19 protein-coding genes are annotated in these 21,049 nt (G+C 75.2%); 4 read left to right on the top strand and 15 right to left on the bottom strand.

The genetic code is table 11. The features are described from left to right. Positions 1 to 56: 56 nt before the first annotated feature. Complete coding sequence (locus OHS33_RS32170) at positions 57 to 686, bottom strand: hypothetical protein (RefSeq protein WP_330333932.1); 630 nt, start codon at positions 684 to 686, stop codon at positions 57 to 59. Positions 687 to 844: 158 nt separating this feature from the next. Here OHS33_RS32170 and OHS33_RS32165 point away from each other — a divergent pair, with 158 nt between their 5' ends. Beyond that, a complete protein-coding gene (locus tag OHS33_RS32165) occupies positions 845 to 1,945 on the top strand; it encodes a DUF5954 family protein (RefSeq protein ID WP_330333931.1) in 1,101 nt (366 codons plus the stop codon). Positions 1,946 to 1,956: 11 nt separating this feature from the next. On the opposite strand, the gene OHS33_RS32160 is transcribed toward OHS33_RS32165, so the two are convergent. From OHS33_RS32160 to OHS33_RS32135, 6 genes are all read right to left on the bottom strand, one after another. Continuing rightward, positions 1,957 to 2,535: a DUF6817 domain-containing protein gene (locus OHS33_RS32160; protein WP_330333930.1), complete on the bottom strand. Its 579-nt coding sequence runs from the start codon at positions 2,533 to 2,535 to the stop codon at positions 1,957 to 1,959. A 22-nt stretch (positions 2,536 to 2,557) separates the two neighbouring features. After that, positions 2,558 to 3,724 (bottom strand): RNA polymerase sigma factor, encoded by a 1,167-nt coding sequence (locus OHS33_RS32155; RefSeq protein WP_330333929.1) that lies wholly within the window; start codon positions 3,722 to 3,724, stop codon positions 2,558 to 2,560. Between the two features lie 44 nt (positions 3,725 to 3,768). Continuing rightward, positions 3,769 to 4,176 (bottom strand): YciI family protein, encoded by a 408-nt coding sequence (locus OHS33_RS32150; protein WP_330335288.1) that lies wholly within the window; start codon positions 4,174 to 4,176, stop codon positions 3,769 to 3,771. A 136-nt stretch (positions 4,177 to 4,312) separates the two neighbouring features. After that, a complete protein-coding gene (locus OHS33_RS32145; protein ID WP_330333928.1) occupies positions 4,313 to 4,759 on the bottom strand; it encodes a GNAT family N-acetyltransferase in 447 nt (148 codons plus the stop codon). A gap of 48 nt (positions 4,760 to 4,807) precedes the next feature. Then, positions 4,808 to 5,509 (bottom strand): RICIN domain-containing protein, encoded by a 702-nt coding sequence (locus tag OHS33_RS32140; RefSeq protein ID WP_330333927.1) that lies wholly within the window; start codon positions 5,507 to 5,509, stop codon positions 4,808 to 4,810. Next, the gene (locus OHS33_RS32135) at positions 5,506 to 5,988 is read right to left on the bottom strand and encodes a hypothetical protein (RefSeq protein WP_330333926.1); all 483 of its coding nucleotides are present in this window, start codon (positions 5,986 to 5,988) and stop codon (positions 5,506 to 5,508) included. The genes OHS33_RS32140 and OHS33_RS32135 overlap by 4 nt, the downstream gene beginning before the upstream one ends. 223 nt (positions 5,989 to 6,211) lie before the next feature. On the opposite strand from OHS33_RS32135, the gene OHS33_RS32130 reads away from it, so the two are divergent. Beyond that, entirely contained in the window at positions 6,212 to 9,490 is a 3,279-nt protein-coding gene (locus tag OHS33_RS32130; RefSeq protein ID WP_330333925.1) for a DEAD/DEAH box helicase, read from the top strand. 20 nt (positions 9,491 to 9,510) lie between these two features. Here OHS33_RS32130 and OHS33_RS32125 read toward each other — a convergent pair whose 3' ends face one another. Genes OHS33_RS32125 through OHS33_RS32115 form a run of 3 tightly spaced genes read right to left on the bottom strand, consistent with a single transcriptional unit; the run spans position 9,511 to position 12,775 of the window. Further along, positions 9,511 to 10,641, bottom strand: a complete 1,131-nt coding sequence (locus OHS33_RS32125) for an acyl-CoA dehydrogenase family protein (RefSeq protein WP_443065483.1) — start codon at positions 10,639 to 10,641, stop codon at positions 9,511 to 9,513. Further along, a complete protein-coding gene (locus tag OHS33_RS32120) occupies positions 10,620 to 11,804 on the bottom strand; it encodes an acyl-CoA dehydrogenase family protein (protein ID WP_330333923.1) in 1,185 nt (394 codons plus the stop codon). The genes OHS33_RS32125 and OHS33_RS32120 overlap by 22 nt, the downstream gene beginning before the upstream one ends. Then, a complete protein-coding gene (locus OHS33_RS32115; protein ID WP_330333922.1) occupies positions 11,801 to 12,775 on the bottom strand; it encodes an NADPH:quinone oxidoreductase family protein in 975 nt (324 codons plus the stop codon). The genes OHS33_RS32120 and OHS33_RS32115 overlap by 4 nt, the downstream gene beginning before the upstream one ends. Positions 12,776 to 12,994: 219 nt before the next feature. Here OHS33_RS32115 and OHS33_RS32110 point away from each other — a divergent pair, with 219 nt between their 5' ends. Then, positions 12,995 to 13,948, top strand: coding sequence for an SDR family oxidoreductase (locus OHS33_RS32110; protein WP_330333921.1), 954 nt, complete (start codon positions 12,995 to 12,997; stop codon positions 13,946 to 13,948). An 11-nt stretch (positions 13,949 to 13,959) separates the two neighbouring features. Here the strand turns inward: OHS33_RS32110 and OHS33_RS32105 are convergent, their stop codons facing one another. The 5 genes from OHS33_RS32105 to OHS33_RS32085 all read right to left on the bottom strand — a co-directional run bounded on the left by OHS33_RS32105 (position 13,960) and on the right by OHS33_RS32085 (position 19,987). Next, positions 13,960 to 14,793, bottom strand: a complete 834-nt coding sequence (locus OHS33_RS32105) for an enoyl-CoA hydratase/isomerase family protein (RefSeq protein WP_330333920.1) — start codon at positions 14,791 to 14,793, stop codon at positions 13,960 to 13,962. 79 nt (positions 14,794 to 14,872) lie between these two features. Further along, positions 14,873 to 15,628, bottom strand: coding sequence for a PIG-L deacetylase family protein (locus tag OHS33_RS32100; RefSeq protein WP_330333919.1), 756 nt, complete (start codon positions 15,626 to 15,628; stop codon positions 14,873 to 14,875). A 110-nt stretch (positions 15,629 to 15,738) separates the two neighbouring features. Beyond that, positions 15,739 to 17,067 carry an alpha/beta fold hydrolase gene (locus OHS33_RS32095; protein ID WP_330333918.1) on the bottom strand — a complete coding sequence of 443 codons (1,329 nt, stop codon included), beginning with the start codon at positions 17,065 to 17,067 and terminating at the stop codon, positions 15,739 to 15,741. 798 nt (positions 17,068 to 17,865) lie between these two features. Continuing rightward, positions 17,866 to 18,951, bottom strand: a complete 1,086-nt coding sequence (locus OHS33_RS32090; RefSeq protein ID WP_330333917.1) for an S-(hydroxymethyl)mycothiol dehydrogenase — start codon at positions 18,949 to 18,951, stop codon at positions 17,866 to 17,868. 97 nt (positions 18,952 to 19,048) lie between these two features. After that, a complete protein-coding gene (locus OHS33_RS32085) occupies positions 19,049 to 19,987 on the bottom strand; it encodes a LysR family transcriptional regulator (RefSeq protein WP_330333916.1) in 939 nt (312 codons plus the stop codon). 96 nt (positions 19,988 to 20,083) lie between these two features. Between OHS33_RS32085 and OHS33_RS32080 the strand changes: the two genes are divergently transcribed. Further along, positions 20,084 to 20,986, top strand: coding sequence for a dihydrodipicolinate synthase family protein (locus tag OHS33_RS32080; protein WP_330333915.1), 903 nt, complete (start codon positions 20,084 to 20,086; stop codon positions 20,984 to 20,986). The last annotated feature ends 63 nt before the right edge of the window (positions 20,987 to 21,049 follow it).

Genomic DNA, 21,049 nt, shown 5'->3' with positions numbered 1-21,049 from the left:
TCCAGTGTCACCCCGCCTCCGGGGGGCCGGTGGCGGGCATGGCCGATACCGGTCGATCAGCTGCCGGTCCCTCCCGGGGCGGGCTTGGCGTGCGTCAGGAGGAACTCCGTCGCCCGCGCGATGGCCTCGGTGGAGGTGGCGTGGACGGCCTCGGACTCCTCGTCCTGCCGGTCGGCGCCGGTGGCGGTGTACCACCAGGCGTCGCCGTCCGGGTCGTGGTGGATGACGGCCTCGCCGCCCGCGTACCGCAGCGGGATGGACTCGCTGGTGGCCCGCTTGGCCACCGCGTGGGGCCACTTGAGGCGGGCGGACTGGCGCTTGATGCCGCCCCAGGCCGCACCCAGCTGGGCATAGCTGGCGCCGCTGCGGCCGGCGACGGTGGCGGCGCTCTCCGCCAGCCGGTCGACGGCCCGCTTGGCCTCGTACAGCGAGCGCAGCAAGGAGAGTTGTACGTCGGGCGCGGCGATGAGCGCGGGGTCGAAGGGCTTGCCCGCGGTGCGGTAGGCCAGCGCGCGCGTCGAGATCCGTTCGGCCAGGGGCCGGACCGCGTCGAGCACTTGGTCCTCCATGGCGAACACGTCGTCCTCGGTGGGCTCGCGCCAGGCGGGGTCCACCAGAGTCATGACGGTGCTCCAGAAGCTCTCGTCGTCCTTGTCGGGGGTAGGGATCACTGTCACATCATCCATACGACAAGCCTAACTGCCGAAGCTCCGATCGACAAGGAAAACTGTCACAGGCGATGCAGGGCAGCTGGTCCTGTCGGCAGACCCGCGCCCGGGACCCGTGCGGGGGAGGGATCCGCGAATCGGCAGCGGAGGTGCGGTCCGGTCGCCAGGATGGGGGCATGGACCATGGGGATGTGGGACGGGGCGGGGCACGGCCGATCGTGGTGCGGGTTCCCGTGGAGCCGGTGGAAGCCGCGATGGAGGCCGACGCGGTCGACGCCGTGGCCAGGGTCGGCGAGGTGGTCGTACGCGGCCCGCTGTTCGGGGTGGTGGCGCAGTATCCCGGGGACGCGTCACGGTGGCACGTGGTCGTCGCCATCGTGGACCCCTGCCCCCAGGTGGCGCGCGACGGCCTGAACTCGAAGCTCTGGTTCCGCGCGAAGGACGAGGCGAAGGACCGGGCGGAGCGGCGTGCGCTCCTGGCCGCGGTCGCCCGGCTGGAGAGCGAGCGGGTCGACGAGCTCGATGTGGCCGGGACCCGGTACCGGGTCGTCCGCGCCGAGGAGTACGCGGGCTCGGGCGCGGACGGCATCGAGCCGCCGCGGCCCACCGATCCGGAGCCGCTGGTCCCCGACTGGGTCCGCGGCGCCAGGGCGCCGGAGATCGACGACGCCTTGGTCCTGGACCCGGACGAGCCCGTCCCGCCGACCCAGGCCCTCGAACAGCTGGCCCTGCGCGGCCTGCGCTACACCGGTGCGCGGTTCCCCCAGGGCGTGCTCGCCGACTCGCGGCGGGCGCTGGAGACCCACCCGGACATCCTGGTGCTGCCCCCGACGTTCACCGTGGTGGAGCAGACGAGCGCGCGGAACTGGGAGCCGGTCAGCGGTCCGCACGTCACCGCCCATGAGGCCCGCAAGTCACTGGACTTCAGCCTGACCTGGGCGTGGCCGCGGATGCGCGGGCTCATCTCCACCGACGCCGACATGGGCGCGGACGCCCGTACCCTGACCGCCGGGGCCGAGGCCGAGGCAGGCGCCGCGCGGGGTGCGCGGGGCGCGGAGCTGGCCGTCTACTCGGACGCCGCCGACGCCCTGCGGGCCGGGCGGGTCAACCGGCTGGAGTTCCAGGGCACCGTCTACCGGATCGCCCGCACCCGGCGCCTGCTCCGCTGGGGACCCGACGGCCCCGAGGGTCCCCGCCCCTCCGACGTCAACAGCCAGGAGCCCACCCGGATCCACCTCGCCCTCGACGAGGACGGCAACGTCGTTCCCGAGGAGTGACCCGCCCGGCACTAGTGCTGTGCGAGCAGCGTGCGGCAGTCCGACCAGGCGGGTGGGCTCAGCAGCGGCCGGAGCCGGGTGAACAGGGTGAGGAGTCCGGCGCCCCATGCCTCGCGGAAGGCGGGGTCGATCCGGGCGAGGTCGAGTTCGTTGGCGGCGGTCAGCTCGGCGAAGTCCCGCCGCAGGCGCGGCTGCGGGATGTGGAGGCGGCCGGTGAACCGGTCGCGGAAGGGCCCGTCGCTCTCGGCGAGCGTCGGGTACGTCGCCTGCCGGTCGCACGACGCGTAGAGGTGGACGATGGCTTCGGCCTCCGCGCCGATCACCTCCGCGAGTCCGGCGCGGCGGTCCGGCGGCAGCAGGGCGGTGGGAAACCCGTCGGTGCCGTAGAAGGCGTGGCACAGGCCCGCGAGCTGGAGGGCGGGGCGGGCGCCCCATGCGATGAGCTGTTCCCGGACGCGCTGGAGGTGGACGAGGAGCGTGCCGCCGGGATGGGCGATGTCCGCGGCTCCGAGCGTGCGCAGGAGTGCGAGGGCCCGCTCGGCGGCGGCGTCACCGTCGGGGACAGCGGGTGGAACCGGGGGATCGGGCACGGGAGGGTGTCCTTTCGGCCTGTCAGCGGGGACGGCGGGCGTTGAGGCGGGCGGCCTGGCGCGTCAGGTGGTCGCGTTCCGCGAGGTTGGGTGCCTGGAGGGCCGCTTCGGCGTACAGCCGGGCCGCCGTCGCAAGGTCGCCGTCGCGCTCGTGGAGGTACGCCGCCACCGCGGTGCGGCGGGGCAGCGGGCCCCGGCGGGCGGAGTCGTCCAGCGCGGCGAGCGCCGCCAGCCCGGCGCGCGGGCCGTCGGCCTCGCCGACGGCCACCGCCCGGTTGAGCCGGACGACCGGGCTGTCGGTCAGACCCACCAGCTCGTCGTACCACTCGACGATCTGCACCCAGTCGGTCTCCCCGGCGCTGCGCGCGTCGGCGTGCAGCGCCGCGATGGCGGCCTGGGCCTGGAATTCGCCCAGCCGGTCGCGGGCGAGGGCCGCCTGGAGGATCCCGACGCCCTCGGCGATCATCGCGTTGTCCCACCGGCCGCGGTCCTGCTCGGCGAGCGGCACCAGGCTGCCGTCGGCCGCGGTGCGGCCGGCCCGCCGGGCGTGGTGGAGCAGCATGAGGGCGAGCAGCCCCGCCACCTCGGGGTGGTCGATCACGGCCGCGAGCTGCCGGGTGAGCCGGATCGCCTCTGCGGCGAGATCGAGGTCGCCGGAGTAGCCCTCGTTGAAGACCAGGTAGAGGACGCGCAGCACGGTGGCGACATCGCCGGGCTCGTTGAGCCTGACGCCGGAGACGGTGCGCTTGGCCCGGCTGATCCGCTGCGCCATGGTCGCCTCGGGCACCAGGTAGGCCCGGGCGATCTGGCGGGTGGTGAGCCCGCCCACGGCGCGCAGGGTGAGCGCGACCGCGGACGACGGCGTCAGCGAGGGGTGGGCGCACAGGAAGTAGAGCTGGAGCGTGTCGTCCCGCTCGGGTGCGGGACCGGGCTCCGGCTGCACCTCGACGAGGTCCTCGCGGCGGCGGCGGGCGGTGTCCGCCCGGGTCGCGTCGAGGAACCGCCGCCAGGCGACGGTGACCAGCCAGCCCTTCGGGTCCCGCGGGCTGTCGGCCGGCCACACCCGGACGGCCTCGACCAGCGCGTCCTGTACGGCGTCCTCGGCCGCCGCGAAATCGGCTCCGCGGCGGACGAGGATCCCGAGCACGCCCGGTGTGAGGCTCCGGAGCAGGGCCGCCTCGTTGTTCATTGGAGGGGGCATCGGAGAGGGCACGGGAGGGGTCACGGGAGGCGTCACTCCGTGATGGTGGGCGGCGCGGCCAGGAACGGGCGCACCTCCAGCCACTCGTGGATCGGCTTGCCGCCCGCCCCGGGGGCGGCCGAGAGTTCACCGGCCAGCTCGACGGCGCGGTCGTAGCTGTCGACGTCGATCACCATCCAGCCCGCGATCAGGTCCTTGGTCTCGGCGAACGGGCCGTCGGTGACCGGCGGGCGGCCCTCGCCGTCGTACCGGACGAACGTCCCCTCCGGGGCCAGCGCCTGGCCGTCGACGAACTCTCCGGTGCCTTCGAGCCGGGCCGCGAAGTCCTGCATGTACCGCACGTGGTCCGTGATCTCCTGCGGGGTCCACTGGTTCATGGGGACGTCGTTGACGGCGGCCGGGGCGCCGCGGTAGTGCTTGAGAAGCAGGTACTTGGCCATGGCGTTCTCCTCGGTGCTGGTGCGACCCATTGTGGGCGCCTTCACCACGGGGACGGAGCGGGCCGCGGGTTCTCGACATCGCCGGGCGGAATTTTTTCGCCCCCGGGCTCCCGCCGGGGGCGGGGCCCGGTCACGGTCACAGCGGCAGTTTGAATCCGTCGTGGCTCGCGGCGAAGCCGAGCGATCCGTACAGGCGGTGGGCCTCGGCGCGCCGCTTGTTGCTGGTGAGCTGCACCAGGGTGCAGCCGCGGGAGCGTGCCCGGTCGATGGCCCAGGTGAGCAGGGAGCGGCCGAGACCGGCGCCGCGCCGGTCGGCCCGTACCCGTACCGCCTCGATGAGCGCGCGCTCCTGGCCGTGGCGCCCCAGACCGGGGATGTAGGTGAGCTGGAGACAGCCGACGACCGTGCCGTCGCCCTCGTCCAGGACCACCATCTCGTTGCGTCCGTCGGCGTCCACGGCCGCGAAGGCCCGCTCGTACGCCGCGTCGACCTCGACGGTCCGCGGATCCACCACGGCGTCCTCGTCGGACAGGAGCGCGATGATCGCGGGCAGGTCCTGCCGCGTGGCCGTACGGAAGATCATGACGGAAGCATGCCAGGGGTCCGGGCTCCTGCCGGGGGCGGGGCCCGGTCACGGCGCCAGGTGCCACCACTGGTCGTCGTACTCCTCGCCGCAGGACGTCTGGGCCGCGGGGCGGGATGCCTCCCGCCCCTGCACCATCAGGCACTTGGCGTTGCCGTCCGCGCGCAGCGCGAAGAGGCCCGCGCGGTCGCCGGTGCCCCACAGGAGTTTCCAGCGCTGTCCGTCCCCCTGGGCGGTGCAGGCGAGCAGGCGGACGGGCGCGAAGTTCTCGGAGCCCGTCACGGTCAGGCACCGGCCGCCGAGGCCATCGCGCAGGGTGCGGGTGGCGCCGCCGTCGCGGGTGGCCAGCGTCCAGCTCCGGTCGGCGTCGCCGGTGCAGGTGTCCTGCACCGGTACGGGGTCCTGCGCGGCGCCCGGATCCCGCAGGCACAGCGCGCTGCCGTGGTTGACCAGCCGCCCGGTCAGCACCGACGGATCCGGGCCGGTCGGGTCCGGGCGCGGGGCGGGCGCCGGTGCCGTGTGGACGTCCGGGGTCCCGGTCGGCGCCGCCGCGGACCCGGCGCCCGGGTCGCCGCCGAGGCGGACGGCGATCACGGTGACCGCGCACACCAGGGCGACCGCGCAGGCCGAGAGGATGCCCGTACGGTGCTCGTGGAAGTTGACCTGGAGGTTCCCGCTGCCGCGCTGGACCCCGGCCGGACCGTGGAAGGCGTCCCCGCCGGAGTCCCCGTCCTCGCCGCCCCCGCTCACGGGCGGGAGTCGAACCGGTTCACCTGGACGTTGCGGTCCCCCGACTGGACCGCCGCCGGGCCGTGGAACACGTTGTGCGCGACGCCCCCGGCGGCCGGACGCACCGCCTGCGCCGCCCCGTCGAGGAGCGCGCGGAGTTCCGCCGCGAGCACGGCACGCTCGTCCGGTTCCAGCTCCTCCAGCAGGTCCTCGGTCCGGGTCCGCCAGGCCGCGACGTGCCGCGCCCGCTGCTCGGCGGCGGTGTCCCGCGACCCGCCCCCGTCTCCCCCGGCCGCCGCCAGTTCGGCCGCGGTCCGGTCCAGGCGCGCTAGCTGGGCGGTCTCCGCCTGCCCGGCCCGCTCCCCGTCCCGGCGCCCGTCGCCGCGGCCGAGCAGCCGGGCCAGCCGGTCCCGGAACGCCGTCCAGGCGTCCGTCCCGGCGGCCTGTACGACGGCCGAACCCACCGACGCCGCCAGCGCTGCCATCGCTCCGTCCAGCATGCCGCTCCCCCTCCGCCGTCCCCGCGCAGTGCCGCAACGGTAACCGCGCCCGGCGGCCTGTGTCATCGGCCGGAACGGGGAAACGGTGATCACCGTGCCCGCGATCCGCAACCGCCTGACCCGCCGTCACGGGCCCCGTAAGGTGCGGTGTAGTGATCACAGCGACCACCGAAAGACGGGAGCGGTCGGTATGGGGGGCGAACGCGGTCGGCGGAGCGGGATCGTGGGGTACTGGCGCGCGGTCGAGCTGTTCAGTCCGCAGAAGGTCCCCGGGCTGTCCGTCCGGGAGCGGGTGTACGCGGCCGAGGCGGACCGGCCCATGCCGTGGGAGGCCGGGCACGCGCTGCGGTCCGTGCCCGTGGAGCCGGGGTACGGGTGGCAGCACGTCGTGTACGGCGGGACCTATCCGCTCAGCGCGGTGCGCGACACCCTGCTCGACGTCTTCGGGGAGAGCGACGAGGACCACGACGGCCGGATGGACGGCGAGAGCGCGCTGTTCGCGCTGACCGTGACCGACGAGGGACGGCTGCTGCTGGACTCCCCCGTCTTCTCCACTTGTGCCTGGGCCACCGGCCGCGCCGTCACCCCCGGGCCGGGCGGGCCCGGCTGGCTCGACGGGTTCGCCGAGGAGGCCGAAGCGTGGACCGCACGGGCGGGTGCACTCGGCGAGGCGCACGCCGAGACCCACCCTGATGAGGGCAATGGCGAGGACGACGACGGCTCCGGCCTCGCCGCCGCGGTCGTGAGCGCCCGCGGCCTGCTCGCCTTCACCGACGAACTGGCGCGCGCCTGGGGGGTTTCCGTGGCCCTGGCCCCCGCCGGGGTGCGCGTGCGCAGCGTTCCCGTACGGCTGGACCGGGCGGGCGGCGGCGCGGCCGACGGGGCGGGCTCCGGGGCCGAACAGCAGGACTTCCTCAACAGTTTCATAGCCGCCGACCTCGACCGGGTCGCCCGCGGCCTCGCCTCGCGGGACCCCGGCCGGGGCCTGGCCTCCTACCTCACCCCCGGCTCCGCCTTCGACCGCTCCCGCCGTGTGGACCTGCGGCTGTACCCCGAGGCGGCGCTGGCCGGGGTCACTCCCGAGCGGACACCGGCGGGCCGGTGGCCCGCCGACCCCGGGCACGCGCTCGCGCTGAGCCAGCAGTTCGCCGTCAACGCCATCCACGCCGACCTGGCCGCCGCGGGCGGGGAGACACCCGGGGCCGGGTCCGGGATCTTCGCCGTCAACGGGCCCCCGGGCACCGGCAAGACCACCATGCTGCGCGACTGCTTCGCCGCGGCCGTCGTCGAGCGCGCCCGGCTGCTGGCGGCCCTGCGTCTGCCCTCGCAGGCCTTCGCCGAGCAGGCGCCGTACGTCTGGAAGAGCGGTGACTACACCCGTACGGTCACCCCCCTGCGCCCGGAGTTCACCGGCTTCGAGATGGTCGTCGCCTCCGCCAACAACGGCGCGGTGGAGAACATCTCCACCGAGATCCCCGCCCGCGCCGCGCTCGGCGAGCGGTGGCGGGACGACGCCGACCACTTCGCCGAACAGGCCACCCGTCTGCTGAAGGGCGAGCCCGCCTGGGGCGCGGTCGCCGCGCGCCTGGGCAGCAAGCGCAACCGCCTGGAGTTCGTCAACCGCTTCTGGCACGGCAAGTACCGCCAGAGCGACACCGGCGCCCCGCCGCCGCCCCCGCCGCCCGTCCCCCCGGCGGCCGGACGGCCCCCGCACCCGCGCCCCCGCAATGCCTGGATCGACAGCGGCAGCGGTCTCTCCCACCTCCTGCGGCAGTGGCGCGACACCCCGCAGACCGGCGTGTGGCGCGAGGGCAGGCAGCGTTTCGAGGCCGCGCTCGCCGAGGTCGAGCGGCTGCGCGACGAGCGCGCGGCGGCCGCCGCGGCGCACGCCGGCCGGGACGCGGTCTACGAGGCGCTGCGCCGGGCGCAGGGCGCGGTGGGCCAGGACACCACCGCGGTGGCCCGTGCGCGGGGCGAACTCCCGGCGGCCGAGGCCGCCCTGGCGCGCGTACGGCAGTCCCTGGCGGAGGCCGAGCAGGCGCACGGGGCGCAGCTGGCCCGCCGTCCCGGCTTCACCGTCAGCCTCTTCACGCTGGGGCGGGCCGCGCGCGAGTGGCACGCGGGCGAGGCGGAGGCCGCGCGGACGGTCGCCGCCGCACGGCAGGCGTGCGAAGCGGCGCAGGAGCGGCGCGACGGCGTACGGGCGGCCGTGGAAGCGGCGGCGGAGCGCCTGCGCGCCCGGCAGGAGGCGGCGGACGCGGCGCGCGCCCACGTCGAGCGCGTCGAGCGGACCCTCGGCGCGGCCCGCGCCCGGTGGGCGGGGTTCGTGCCGGAGGAGGCCTGGCTCACCGACGACCAGGTGCGCGAGCGCGCCGCCCCCTGGTCGGACCCGGAGATCACCGCGGCCCGTACCGAGCTGTTCCTCGCCGCGCTGCACCTGCACCGGGCGTTCCTGCGCTGCACCGCCCGCACGATGTACGCCAATCTGATGGCCGCCATGGACGCGGTCACCGGCGCGGTGCCGAAGACGGTGCCCGAGGCGCACCTGCGGGCGGCCTGGCAGAGCCTGTTCCTGCTGGTCCCGGTCGTTTCGACGACCTTCGCCTCGCTCGACCGGGTCTTCGGGCGGCTCGGACCGGAGGCGCTGGGCTGGCTGTTCGTCGACGAGGCCGGGCAGGCGACCCCGCAGATGGCGGTGGGCGGGATGTGGCGGGCCCGGCGCACGGTCGTCGTCGGCGACCCGCTCCAGCTGGAGCCGGTCACGGTCCTGCCGTGGACGGCGCAGCGCGCGCTGCGCGACGACTTCGGGGTGGCGGAGGAGTGGGCGCCGGGGCGCACGTCGGTGCAGCGGCTGGCCGACCGGGCCAACCGCTACGGCACCCTGCTGCCCGCGGAACTGCCCGACGGCGGCCACGAGGTGTGGGTCGGCTCGCCGCTGCGGGTGCACCGGCGGTGCGACGATCCGATGTTCTCCATCAGCAACGCCATCGCCTACGACGGCCTGATGGTCCAGGGGACGGCCGCGGGCGACCGCAAGCCGTACGTCTACCGGCCCGCCAGCAGCTGGGTGAACGTCGTCTCGACGGAGGCGACCGAAACGGACGGGCACTGGGTCCCGGAGGAGGGCCGGGCGCTGCGCCGCGTCCTGGAGCGGCTGCGCGACGAGGGCGGAGTGGACCTGGCCCGGGACGTGTTCGTCATCAGCCCGTTCCGCCAGGTCGTCGCGGGCGCGAAGCGGGCCTGCCGCGACCTGATGCCGCCCGAGCGGGTGGGTACGGTGCACACGACCCAGGGCAAGGAGGCGGACGTCGTCATCCTGGTCCTGGGCACGGATCCGCGCCGCCCGGGCGCGCGGGCCTGGGCGGCCTCCCGGCCGAACCTCCTCAATGTCGCGGTCAGCCGCGCCAAACGCCGACTGTTCGTGATCGGCGACCTCGACGCGTGGCGCGACCAGCGGTTCTTCGCGACCCTGGCGCAGTCCCTGCCGTCCCACACCTGGTAGCCGGGCAGGACGAACCCTCCCTAAGGCGCCGGGAGTTCGGCGAATTCGGCGACCAGGGCGCGGTGGTGGCCCGCCGTGCCCAGGGCCAGCGAGTCGGCCTTGGCCCGCTTGAGGTAGAGGTGGGCGGGGTGTTCCCAGGTCATCCCGATGCCGCCGTGCAGCTGGACGCACTCCTCGGCGGCGCGCACGGCGACCCCGGAGCAGAAGGCCTGTGCGACGGCCACGGCGAGCGGCGCGTCCGGGGCCGAGGTGGCCAGGGCGTCGGCGGCGCCCCGGGCGGCCGCGCGGGCCGAGGCGACATCGAGCCACAGCCGGGCGAGGCGGTGCTTGAGGGCCTGGAAGGAGCCGATGGGCCGGTTGAACTGGTGCCGGGTGCGGACGTGGGCCATGGTCTCCTCCAGGCACCACTGCGCGAGCCCGAGCTGTTCCGAGGCCAGCAGCCCCGCCCCGGAGAGCAGCGCCCCGGCGATCGCGGCGCGCGCGGTGGCGGGGTCCGCGAGCCGGGTGCCGCGGGCCCCGTCCAGGGTGACGGCGGCGAGCGGCCGGGTCAGGTCCAGCGGAACCTGCGGTGCGATACGGGCCTCCGCGGCCGGGACGGCGTACAGCCCGGTGTCCGCGAGCACCAGCAGGACGTCGGCGGCGACCGCGTCGGCGACCGCGGTGACGGTACCGGTGAGCACCCCGTCCCCGGTGTCCCGGACGAGGACGGCGGGCGGCGCGCCGGGGGCGAGGGTGAGCGGCAGGACCGGGACGCACACCCGTGTCCCGGAGGCGAGTTCGGCGAGCAGCCCGGCGACGGCCGGGTGCTGGCAGTCGCAGTCGAGCAGGATCCCGGTGGCCAGGACGGAGCTGGTCAGGTAGGGGACCGGGGCGACGGCCCGGCCCAGTTCCTCCAGGACGACGGCGGCCTCGCGGTGGCTCGCGCCCTGTCCGCCGAGCTTCTCCGGGACCAGCAGCCCGGCCGCGCCGATGCCCGAGGCGAGGGTGGTCCACAGGGCCGGGTCGTAGGGCGCGGCGGTTTCGATGCGCCCGAGGAGGGCCGCGGGGGCGCAGCGGTCGGTGAGCAGCGCGCGTACCGCCGAACGGAGTTCTTCCTCGGTCTCCGAGTACAGCAGGTCGGGGGTGGAGGTCATCGGGCCAGGTCCTTCCAGGCGAGGTCCTTGTCGTCGCGCGGCTCGGCGGGCAGGCCCAGGACGCGTTCGGCGACGATGTTGAGGAGGACCTCGCTGGTCCCGCCCTCGATGCTGTTGCCCTTGGCGCGCAGATAGCGGTATCCGGCGTCGCGGCCGGTGAAGTCGACGAGTTCGGGGCGGCGCATGGTCCAGTCCTCGTACAACAGGCCCTCTTCGCCGAGGAGTTCCACCTCCAGGCCGCTGATCTCCTGGTTGAGGCGGGCGAAGGTGAGCTTCATGCCCGAGCCCTCCGGGCCGGGCGCCCCGGCGGCGAGCTGCTGGCGCAGCCGTTCGCCGGTGAGGCGGGCGACCTCGGCCTCGACCCACAGCTCCAGCAGCCGCTGGTGCAGGGCGTGGGTGCGCAGTGCGGGGCGCTCGCGCCAGGCGGCCGCGACGGGCGCGATCATGCCTCCCTCGCGCGGGATCCGCATGCCGCCGATGGAGACGCGTTCGTTCATGAGGGTGGTGCGGGCGACCTCCCAGCCCTGGCCGACGGCGCCGAGCCGGTGGGCGTCGGGGATCCGTACGCCGGTGAGGAAGACCTCGTTGAACTCGGCTTCGCCGGTGATCTGGCGCAGCGGCCTGACCTCGACGCCGGGGGCGCTCATGTCGCACAGGAAGTAGGTGATGCCCTGGTGCTTGGGCACGGCCGGGTCGGTGCGGGCGATCAGGATGGCCCAGCGCGCGGTGTGCGCGCTGGAGGTCCACACCTTCTGGCCGTCGACGGTCCAGTGGTCGCCCTCGCGCACCGCGCGGGTGCTGAGCGCCGCGAGGTCCGATCCGGCGCCGGGCTCGCTGAACAGCTGGCACCAGACCTCCTCGCCCACCCACAGGGGGCGCAGGAAGCGGCGCTTCTGCTCGTCGGTGCCGTAGGCGAGGATCGTGGGCGCGGCCATGCCGAGACCGATGCCGATGCGCCGCGGGTCGTTGTCGGGGGCCCCGGCGGCCTCCAGTTCGGCGTCCACGGCGACCTGCAGGGCGCGCGGTGCGCCGAGGCCGCCGAGGCCCTCGGGGTAGTGCACCCAGGCGAGTCCGGCGTCGAAGCGGGCGCGCAGGAAGGCGGTGCGGGAGGTGTCGGCGGGCGGGTGGGCGGCGAGCAGCGCGCGGGTGCGGTCGAGGAGTTCCTCGGCGGTGACGGTCACCGGGCACCTCCGTCCAGGGCCGGTACGACGACCAGGCGGCCGGTGGTGACTCCGTCGGCGACGCGCTGGACGGCGTCGGCCGCCCCGGCGAGCGGGACCCGTTCACTGACCAGCGGGCTGATGGCGCCCTCGGCGGCGAGCCGGGTCAGCTCGGTGTGGCAGGCGAGGACCGCCGCGGGGTCCCGCTGCGCGTACAGGCCCCAGTGGAGGCCGACGACCGAGTAGTTCTTGACCAGGGCGTGGTTGAGGGCGGGGGCGGGGACGGTGCCGCTCGCGAAGCCGACGACCAGGATCCGGCCCTCGAAGGCGACGCACTTGGCGGAGGCGGTGTAGGCGTCGCCGCCGACCGGGTCGAAGACGACGTCGGCGCCGCGGCCGCCGGTGAACTCCTTGACCCGGGCGACCAGGTCCTCTGTGTGCCGGTCGATGACCAGGTCACAGCCCAGCTCCTCGGCGACGGCCGCCTTGGCCTTGCCGCCCACGACCCCGATGACGGTGGCCCCGGCGGCCTTGCCGAGCTGGACGGCGGCGCTGCCGACGCCGCCCGCGGCGGCGTGCACGAGGAGGGTCTCGCCGGGCTGGAGCCGGGCCCTGCGGTGGAGGCCGAACCAGCCGGTCTGGTAGCCGATGTGCAGGGCCGCGGCCGCGGCGTCGTCGAGGCTGTCGGGGGCGGGCAGCAGGGCGCGCGCGTCCGCGGTGACGAATTCGGCGAAACCGCCGTGCGGCAGGCTCGGGTTGGCGATGACCCGGCGCCCGTCCTCGGTCTCGCCGCAGATCTCGACGCCGGGGGTGAAGGGCAGCGGCGGCCGGATCTGGTACTGGCCCCGGCAGAGCAGCGCGTCGGGGAAGTTGACGTTGGCCGCGAGCACCCTGAGCTTCACCTCGCCCTCACCGGGCACCGGTTCGGGAATCTCTTCGAGGCGCATGGCCTCACGGGGCTCACCCGGGGTATGTACTCGCCATGCCTGCATCCGGGGCCTCCAGCCGCCGTCGAGGAACCACGCTCCGCGGGCATACTAAGCGGTCGCTTCCCCCGTTGGGAACCGGTGAGCCCCAGCGGGAACCAGTTGGTCCGGTCCGGACCAGCGGCCCGGACCGGGGCGGAGAGCTGGTCGACCAGGTCGTCGAGGCCGCGGCCTTGCGGGGCCGTGGCCATGGTGATCTGGGGTCCGTCGCGCTATCGATGGCCCATGGAGTCCCACGAGAACACCCCGACCGGAACGACCGGAACGCACCCGCCGGGTGGGCCGCCGCCCGTACCGGGTGGGCTGCCCGGGCCGCCGCCGCTCGGCGCCGCCGCGCTCCCGCCCGGTACGTACGCCGGTCAGGTGGTCCTGGTGACGGGCGGCGGCACCGGGCTGGGCAAGGCGATCGCCGCCGAGTTCGCCCGGCTCGGCGCGGACCTGGTGATCGCGAGCCGCCGGGCCGGGCAGCTGAAGGCGGCGCGCGAGGAGCTGGCCGCCGTCCCCGGCGCGGGGCGGGTCACCGCGGCCGTCTGTGACATCCGGGACCCGGAGCGGGTCGCGGAGGTCTTCGACGCCGCGGAGGCCGCGCTCGGGCTGCCCGACGTACTCGTCAACAACGCCGCCGCCAACTTCCCCTGCCCGGCGGAGGACCTCTCCCCCAACGCCTGGCGGGCGGTGGTCGACATCACGCTGACCGGGACCTGGTTCATGACCCGCGAGTTCGGCCGCCGGCACCTGGCCGCCGGTACGCCGGGGTCGATCGTCAGCATCGGCGCCTCGTACGCCTGGACGGGCGGCCCCGGTTTCGCGCACAGCGCGGCCGCCAAGGCGGGCGTGAAGAACCTGGTGGAGACCCTGGCCGTCGAGTGGGGACCGTACGGGATCCAGATCAACGGCCTGGTCCCGGGCCTCTTCCCGCACGCCGACATGACCGGGGACATCCGCGACGGCCTCGACCGGGCGGGTCCCGACGCCAAGGACGCCCGCCAGCCCGCGCTGCGGGTCGGCCTGCCCCGCGAACTGGGCTGGGCGGCCACCTTCCTGGCCTCGCCCTACGCCCGCTTCGTCACCGGACACACGCTCGTGGTGGACGGCGCGAACTGGCAGCGCCGGTCCCTGGTCGGCCCGGAGGTGGTCCCGGTCCGCGAACAGCTGGGCCGCGGGCCCTTCGCGGGGTGACGGGGTAGCGCTCAGCGGCCCTCGAAGTGCGGCGGGCGGCGGGCGGCCTTGGCGGTGTAGCCCTCGCGGCTGTCCTCGGAGGTCAGCGTGAGGGCCGCCGTCATCGCGACCCGGTCCAGGGCGCCCGGCAGCGCCGCGTCGGCGTAGGCGTCGACCGCCCGCTTGATGCCCTGGACCGCGAGCGGGGCGTTGGCCGCGATCTCCGCCGCCAGCGCCCGCGCCTCGGCGTCCAGGGCCTCGCGGGTGGTCACCAGCTGGACGAGGTGGAGCCGCTCGGCCGTCGTCGCGTCGATCCGGCGGCCGGTCAGCGCCAGCATCTTCGCCCAGCCCGCGCCCGCCTCGCGGGCGATCCGCAGGTCGCCGCCCGCGTCCACCGCCACACCGAGCCCGGCTTCCGGCAGGGCGAAGACGGCGTCGTCGGCGGCGACCCGGATGTCGGCCATCAGCGCCAGTTCGAAGCCGAAGCCGAGGCAGTATCCCTGGACGGCGGCGACCACGGGCTGCGGGAGCCGGGCGAGGACGGCGAAGCGCTCGTGCACCCAGCGGATGCCCTCGTAGTAGTTGCGGGTCCGTTCCGCGGGCGAGGCTCCGGTGATCGCCCCGCCGGGGGCGGTGACGTCGATGCCCGCGCAGAAGGCCCGCCCCTCGGCCCGCAGCAGGACCGCCCGCACGGAGGCGTCGAAGCGGATCCGGTCCGCGAGCAGGCCCAGCTGCCGGGTGGATTCCCAGCTCCAGCCGTTGAGCTTCTCCGGACGGCACAGGGTGAGGACCGCGAGTCCGTCGGCGACTTCCAGACGGATGCGTTCCTCACCCTTCGCGATCTCCGTGGACAGAGTGTCGATCACGCCCCGGCTCCCATCTGACGATACGCCAGAATAGGTCCGGCGGGCCGGCCGGGGAAGGGCCGGGAAGGGCCGGGAAGGGTCAGCGCGGGAAGACCTCGAACGCCACCGCGGGACGGCCACCGAAGCGGGGCGCCGCGCGCTCGACGTTCGCCGTCAGGAACCCGCGTACGTAGCTCTCGGGGTCCTCGTCCGTCAGGCCCTCGATGTACGCGCGGTGCTCCAGCAGGGACGCGACGGACCGCTCGAACCCGGGGGCGGCGTCCGCCGCGTGCGTCGGCGTGCTGGAACCGGCCACCGCCACCCAGCGCACCCCGTTCCAGGGCTCCAGCTCCTCCTCGGTGATGAGTTCGGGGAAGATCCAGCGGTTGCCCGCGTCGGCCGCCGCGTCCAGCGTGGCCCGGCCGACCGCCCGGTGGTCGGGGGTGTTCCAGTACCCGCCGCCGCCCTCGCCGCCCCAGGTGTCCCGGTGGTTCAGCGTGATGACGAGTTCGGGGCGGTGGCGGCGGATCGCCGCGGCGATCTCGCGGCGCAGCCGCAGGCCGTATTCGACCACCCCGTCACGGTGGTCGAGGAACTCCACCGCGTGCACGCCGACGACGGCCGCGCTGGCCCGCTGCTCGGCCTCCCGCAGCGCGGCGCACTCCTCGGGCGCGATCCCGTCGATCCCGGCCTCGCCGCGCGTGGCCAGCAGGTAGACGACCTCGCGGCCGCCGTCCGTCCAGTCCGCCACCGCGGCCGCGCCGCCGTACTCCAGGTCGTCCGGGTGCGCGACGACGGCCAGCGCGCGCTGCCAGTCGGCGGGCATGGCTTCCAGCTGATTCGGTGCATCGGTCATGATGCGCACGATAGGCGACGGGACCGGCCGACGGTCCGTCAACCTGACGGACACGGGGGCGACATGACCGGAGCGGGGGCGTGCCTCTCTAGACGGGGGGGCGTACCCCTCTAGACCTCGTCCCGGACCAGGGCGAGCAGACGGTCCAGGACCCGCGGGCCGCCCGCGCGGACCCCGTCGTGCTCGAACTCGTCCGTCACCCAGGTGCGCAGGCCGCGGATCGCGCGGGCGGTGTCCAGCGAGTGGGCGGTGTCCACGTACATGTCGTCGTGGTAGACGGCGGCGGCCACCGGCACCTCGTTCACCGCGAGGCGCGCCCGGTCGTAGAGGGGCTGCCAGCCGGTACGGGCGGCGAGGGCCTCGGCGGTCGCGCGCAGCGGGACCAGCGACGGGTCGGTGGCGAAGTGCCAGGGGTGCACGCTCTCGCCGCTGAAGAGCAGCGGCTCGTCGCCCGCCAGGGTCTTGGCGGCGTCGAAACGGGGGTGCCCGGCGCGGACCCGTTCGGCGGCCCAGGCGGTGGGGGCCGCCGGGTCCTGGGCGTAGATCGCCTCGTGCACGAGCGCGTACAGCGGGTGTCCGGCGAAGGACAGCAACGGCCGCACGCCGTCCAGGAACGCGTCCGAGAGGGCCGGTCCGGCGGGGGTGCGGACGAAGGCGTCCTCCAGGAGGTAGTGCAGCTGATGGCTGCCGTCGCCGGTGCCGAGGAGGATGCCGAGGGACTGGAACGCCTCGGGGGTGAGCGGATGGCCGCCGGGGAGTTCGGTGGGGTGCTCGGCGAGGTGGGCGGCGATGGCGCGGGCGCGTTCGACGTCCATCGGGTACCGGGCGTAGTGGGCCAGGTTCTTGCGCTCGACCCGCGGGACGGCCGCCGCGTAGACCTCGTCGGCGGTGGCGTCGAGGGCCGGGAGACCGCCGGTGATCAGGGCGGCGGCCAGGCCCTCGGGGGCGGTCGACAGGTAGCGGGTGACGCAGAACCCGCCGAAGCTCTGGCCGAGTACGGTCCAGGGCGCGCCGCCGGTGAGGGCCGGGCGGATCGCTTCGCAGTCCCGGACGATCGCGTCGGCGCGGAAGTGCGCGAGGTACTCCGCCTGTTCGGCGGGGCCGCCGCGCAGCGGGAGGGTCTGCCGGTTGGCGGGGGTGGAGCGGCCGGTGCCGCGCTGGTCCAGGAGCAGGACCCGGAACTCGGTCAGGGCCCGCTCCAGCCAGGCCTGGCGGCCGGTGAAGCGGCGGGCGCCGAAGCCGGGGCCGCCCTCCAGGTAGAGCAGCCAGGGCAGCGAGGCCGGATCCTTGCCGCTGGCCACGGCCTCACGGGCGTACAGCTCGATCCGCTCGCCGTCCGGGCGGTCGTGGTCCAGCGGGACCGTGAAGCGGTGGTCGGTGAGGACGACGCCGGGCTGGCGGTAGCTGTGGCTGTGGCTGTGGCTCTGACTGATGGTCACGGACGGATCCCAGGGTCGGTGCGGGTGCGGATGCGGTGGCGGGGTGCCGGTGTCCGTCCTGGCCGCGACGGAGACGGCGGCCGGGCCGAGTCTAGTACGGGCCTACGGGCACCGTCCGGGCCCCGCCGGGAGCGTCCGGCGGCCGGTGCTCGGGGGCCTGACGGTGAGCGGGCGGTGTCCGCCCGGGTGCCACCGGCGGCGCCTCAAACGCCGGCGAGGCTTGAAAGGGACACCCCCCGGACCCCGCCGGAGGCAGACGGCCGCAGTACGCACTCAGGGCCCGGCCATGAGCAGGCAGTGACCGCCCGGGCGCCTCCGGCGGCGCCTCAAACGCCGGCGAGGCTTGAAAGGGACACCCCCCGGACCCCGCCGGAGGCAGACGGCCGCAGTGCACACTCAGGGCCCGGCCATGAGCAGCAGTGACCGCCCGGGCGCCACCGGCGGCGCCTCAAACGCCGGCGAGGCTTGAAAGGGACACCCCCCGGACCCCGCCAGTAACAGGCAGCCGCGATGCACGCCCGGGACCCGGCCAGGAGCAGACAGTGACCGCCCGGGCGCCTCCGGCGGCGCCTCAAACGCCGGCGGGGCTTACATGGTCGGCCCTGGGCTCTGCCCCGGTCCGGATCCGGATCGGGGGCACCCTTTCAGCCTCGCCGGCGTTTGAGGCGCCGCCGGAGGCACCGGAGCGGCTACCGCCTGCTCACGACCGGGCTCCGGGCCCCCGGGTCCCCGGCGCGGATCCCGGCCGGGCGGGGGTCGGCCCCGCCCCGGCACCGGGCCCGGCCACGGGAGGCGGGGTCAGAAGAGGACGACCGAGCGGAGGACTTCGCCGCGTTGCATGCGGGCGAAGGCCTCTTCGACCTCGTCGAGTGCGATGGTCTCGGAGACGAAGGCGTCGAGGTCCAGGCGGCCTTGCAGGTAGAGGTCGATCAGCAGCGGGAAGTCGCGCTCGGGCAGACAGTCCCCGTACCAGGAGGACTTGAGGGCGCCGCCGCGGCCGAAGACATCCAGGAGCGGGAGTTCGAGCTTCATCTCCGGGGTGGGGACGCCGACGAGCACCACGGTGCCGGCCAGGTCCCGGGCGTAGAAGGCCTGCCGGTAGGTCTCCGGGCGGCCGACCGCGTCGATGACCACGTCCGCGCCGTTGCCGCCGGTCAGCGCCTGGACGGCCTTGACCACGTCCTCGGCGGCGCCGTTGACGGTGTGGGTGGCGCCCAGCCCCTTGGCCTGTTCCAGCTTGCGGTCGTCCAGGTCCACCGCGATGATCCGGCCCGCGCCGGCCAGCCGGGCCCCGGCGATGGCCGCGTTGCCCACGCCGCCGCAGCCGATGACGGCCACCGAGTCGCCGCGCCCGACGTTGCCGGTGTTGATGGCCGCGCCGAGGCCCGCCATCACCCCGCAGCCCAGCAGTCCGGCGGCGGCGGCCGAGGCAGCCGGGTCCACCTTGGTGCACTGCCCGGCGGCGACCAGGGTCTTCTCGGCGAAGGCGCCGATGCCCAGGGCCGGGGAGAGCGGGGTGCCGTCCTCCAGGGTCATGGGCTGGGTGGCGTTGTGGGTGTTGAAGCAGTACCAGGGGCGCCCGCGCTTACAGGCCCGGCAACTGCCGCACACGGCACGCCAGTTGAGGATGACGAAATCGCCGGGGGCGACATCGGTGACGCCGGGGCCGACCGCCTCGACCACTCCGGCCGCCTCGTGGCCGAGGAGGAAGGGGAACTCGTCGTTGATCCCGCCCTCGCGGTAGTGCAGGTCGGTGTGGCAGACCCCGCAGGCCTGGACCTGGACCAGCGCCTCGCCGGGCCCCGGGTCGGGCACGAGGATCGTTGTCGTCTCCACCGGCGCGCCCTTGCTCCGTGCGATGACCCCTCGTACGCGATGCGTCACGTCATACCCCACTCTCGTGTGATCCGTCCCGTGCTGCGAACGTACACGGCGGGGCCCTCGCGGGTGACCCGGTGGGGTGGTTGTGTCATGTTTCCGGTCACGGCACCAACTCCGGCGGCAGCGCCTCGCGGAGGGCGACGGTGAAGGCGGCGACGGCCGGGTGGGCGGCCGACCCGCTGCGGAAGGCGATGTTCGTACGCCGCTCCATCGGCAGCCGCGTGAGCAGTACGCCGGGCACCCCCGGCACGCCGGACCGGACCGGCACGCCGAGTTGCGGTACGACGGCCACCCCCTGCCCCGCCGCGACCAGGGCCAGCACGGTCGCGAACTCGTCCACCCGGTGCCGCTCCCTCGGGGTGAAACCGGCGGCCTGGCAGGCCCGCACGGTCATGGCGTGGCAGAGGGTGCCGGAGGTCGCGGTGATCCAGGGGGCGTCACGATGGGCCCGCAGGACCGCGCCCTGATCGGCGGCGGGGGCCGCTGGGGGTACGGGTACGGACTCGGGCGCCGGTTCCGCGAGGTACATCGCCTCCCGGTACAGCGGCTCGCTGTCCAGCCCCGGCTCCGCGGGCCCGGGGACGAAGTCGTACTCGTGGACCAGCGCCACGTCCAGGTCACCGGCGCGCAGGGCGTGCGCGACGGCGGCGGGGTCGGTCTCTCGGACCATCGCCTCCAGGGCCGGGTGGCGCCGGGCGAGGGCGACGAGGGCGGCCGGGACGAGGGCCCGGGTCGCGGTCGGGAAGGCGCCGACGCGCAGCGCCCCCGCCAGCCCGCCACGGGCCTCGGCGAGATCCGCCTCGGCCCGCTCCAGGCGCTCCAGCACCGCTTCGGCGTGCCCGACCAGGCGCTGGCCGGCGGGCGTGAGCCGGACCCGGCGGCCGGTGCGCTCCAGCAGCGCCAGCCCCGCCTCGCGCTCCAGGACGGAGAGCTGCTGGGAGACGGCCGAGGGGCTGAAGGACAGGGCCTCGGCGACGGCGGCGATGGTGCCGCGGCGGGCGAGTTCGCGCAGCAGGCGCAGGCGGCGTACGTCGAGCATCGGCTCAGCTTACGGGTGGGGACGGAAATGCGAACTGGACCCGGGGCTCGGGGCCGGGCCACCCTCGTCCCCATGGCGCAAAACATGACACAGGACATGACTCAGACCCCCCTCCGCGGGATCCACGTACCGCTCGTCACCCCCTTCGACGCGTCCGGGGCCGTCGCCCTGGACGCCCTGGAGGCGCTCGCCCACGAGGTGCTCGCGGCGGGCGCCACCGGCATCGTCGCCCTCGGCACGACCGCCGAGGCCGCCGCTCTCGACGCGGCGGAACGGGACGCGGTGACCGGGGTGTGCGCCCGGGTCTGCCGGGAGCGCGGGGCGCATCTGAGCGTCGGGGCGGGGAGCAGCGGTACGCGGGCGAGCGAGGCCGCGCTGGAGCGGCTGCGGCGGTGGCCGGAGGTCCGGGCCGCGCTGGTGACCGTGCCGTCGTTCGTACGGCCCGCGGCGGCGGGGGTGCTGGCCCACTTCGAGCGGCTGGCGGCGGTCAGTCCCGTACCGCTGATCGTCTACCACATCCCGTACCGGACGGGTCAGCCGCTGGACGCCCCGGCGCTGCGGGCGATCGGGGCGCTGCCCGGGGTCATCGGGGTCAAGTACGCGGCGGGCGCTGTCGACCAGGACGCGGTGGCGCTGCTCGGCGATCTGCCGGAGGGGTTCACGGTCATGGCGGGCGACGACGCGTACGTCTCCCCGATGCTGGCCCTCGGGGCGGGCGGCGGGATCCTGGCCTCGGCCCATCTGGCCACGGACCGTTTCGCCGCCCTCGCGCGGGCCTGGCGGGCGGGCGACGCGGCGGGCGCGCGGGTGCTGGGGCACGCGCTGACGCCGCTGTCGGCGGCGGTGTTCGCCGAGCCGAATCCGGTGGTGCTGAAGGGGGTGCTGCACGCGCAGGGGCGCATCCCGACCCCCGACGTCCGGCTGCCGCTGCTGCCGGCCTCCGCCGCCTCGGTACGGGAGGCGCTGGAAGCGCTGCGCAGGCTCGCGGAAATTCCCTAAGGGGCATGCATGGGCGATTTGCCCTCATGTAGGGTACGGGCGCCGCGCCGGTGATGTGAGTCA

It is taken from the genome of Streptomyces sp. NBC_00536 (genome assembly GCF_036346295.1).
Classification (GTDB): Bacteria; Actinomycetota; Actinomycetes; order Streptomycetales; family Streptomycetaceae; genus Streptomyces.
This window is presented reverse-complemented; position numbering and strand designations above follow the sequence as displayed.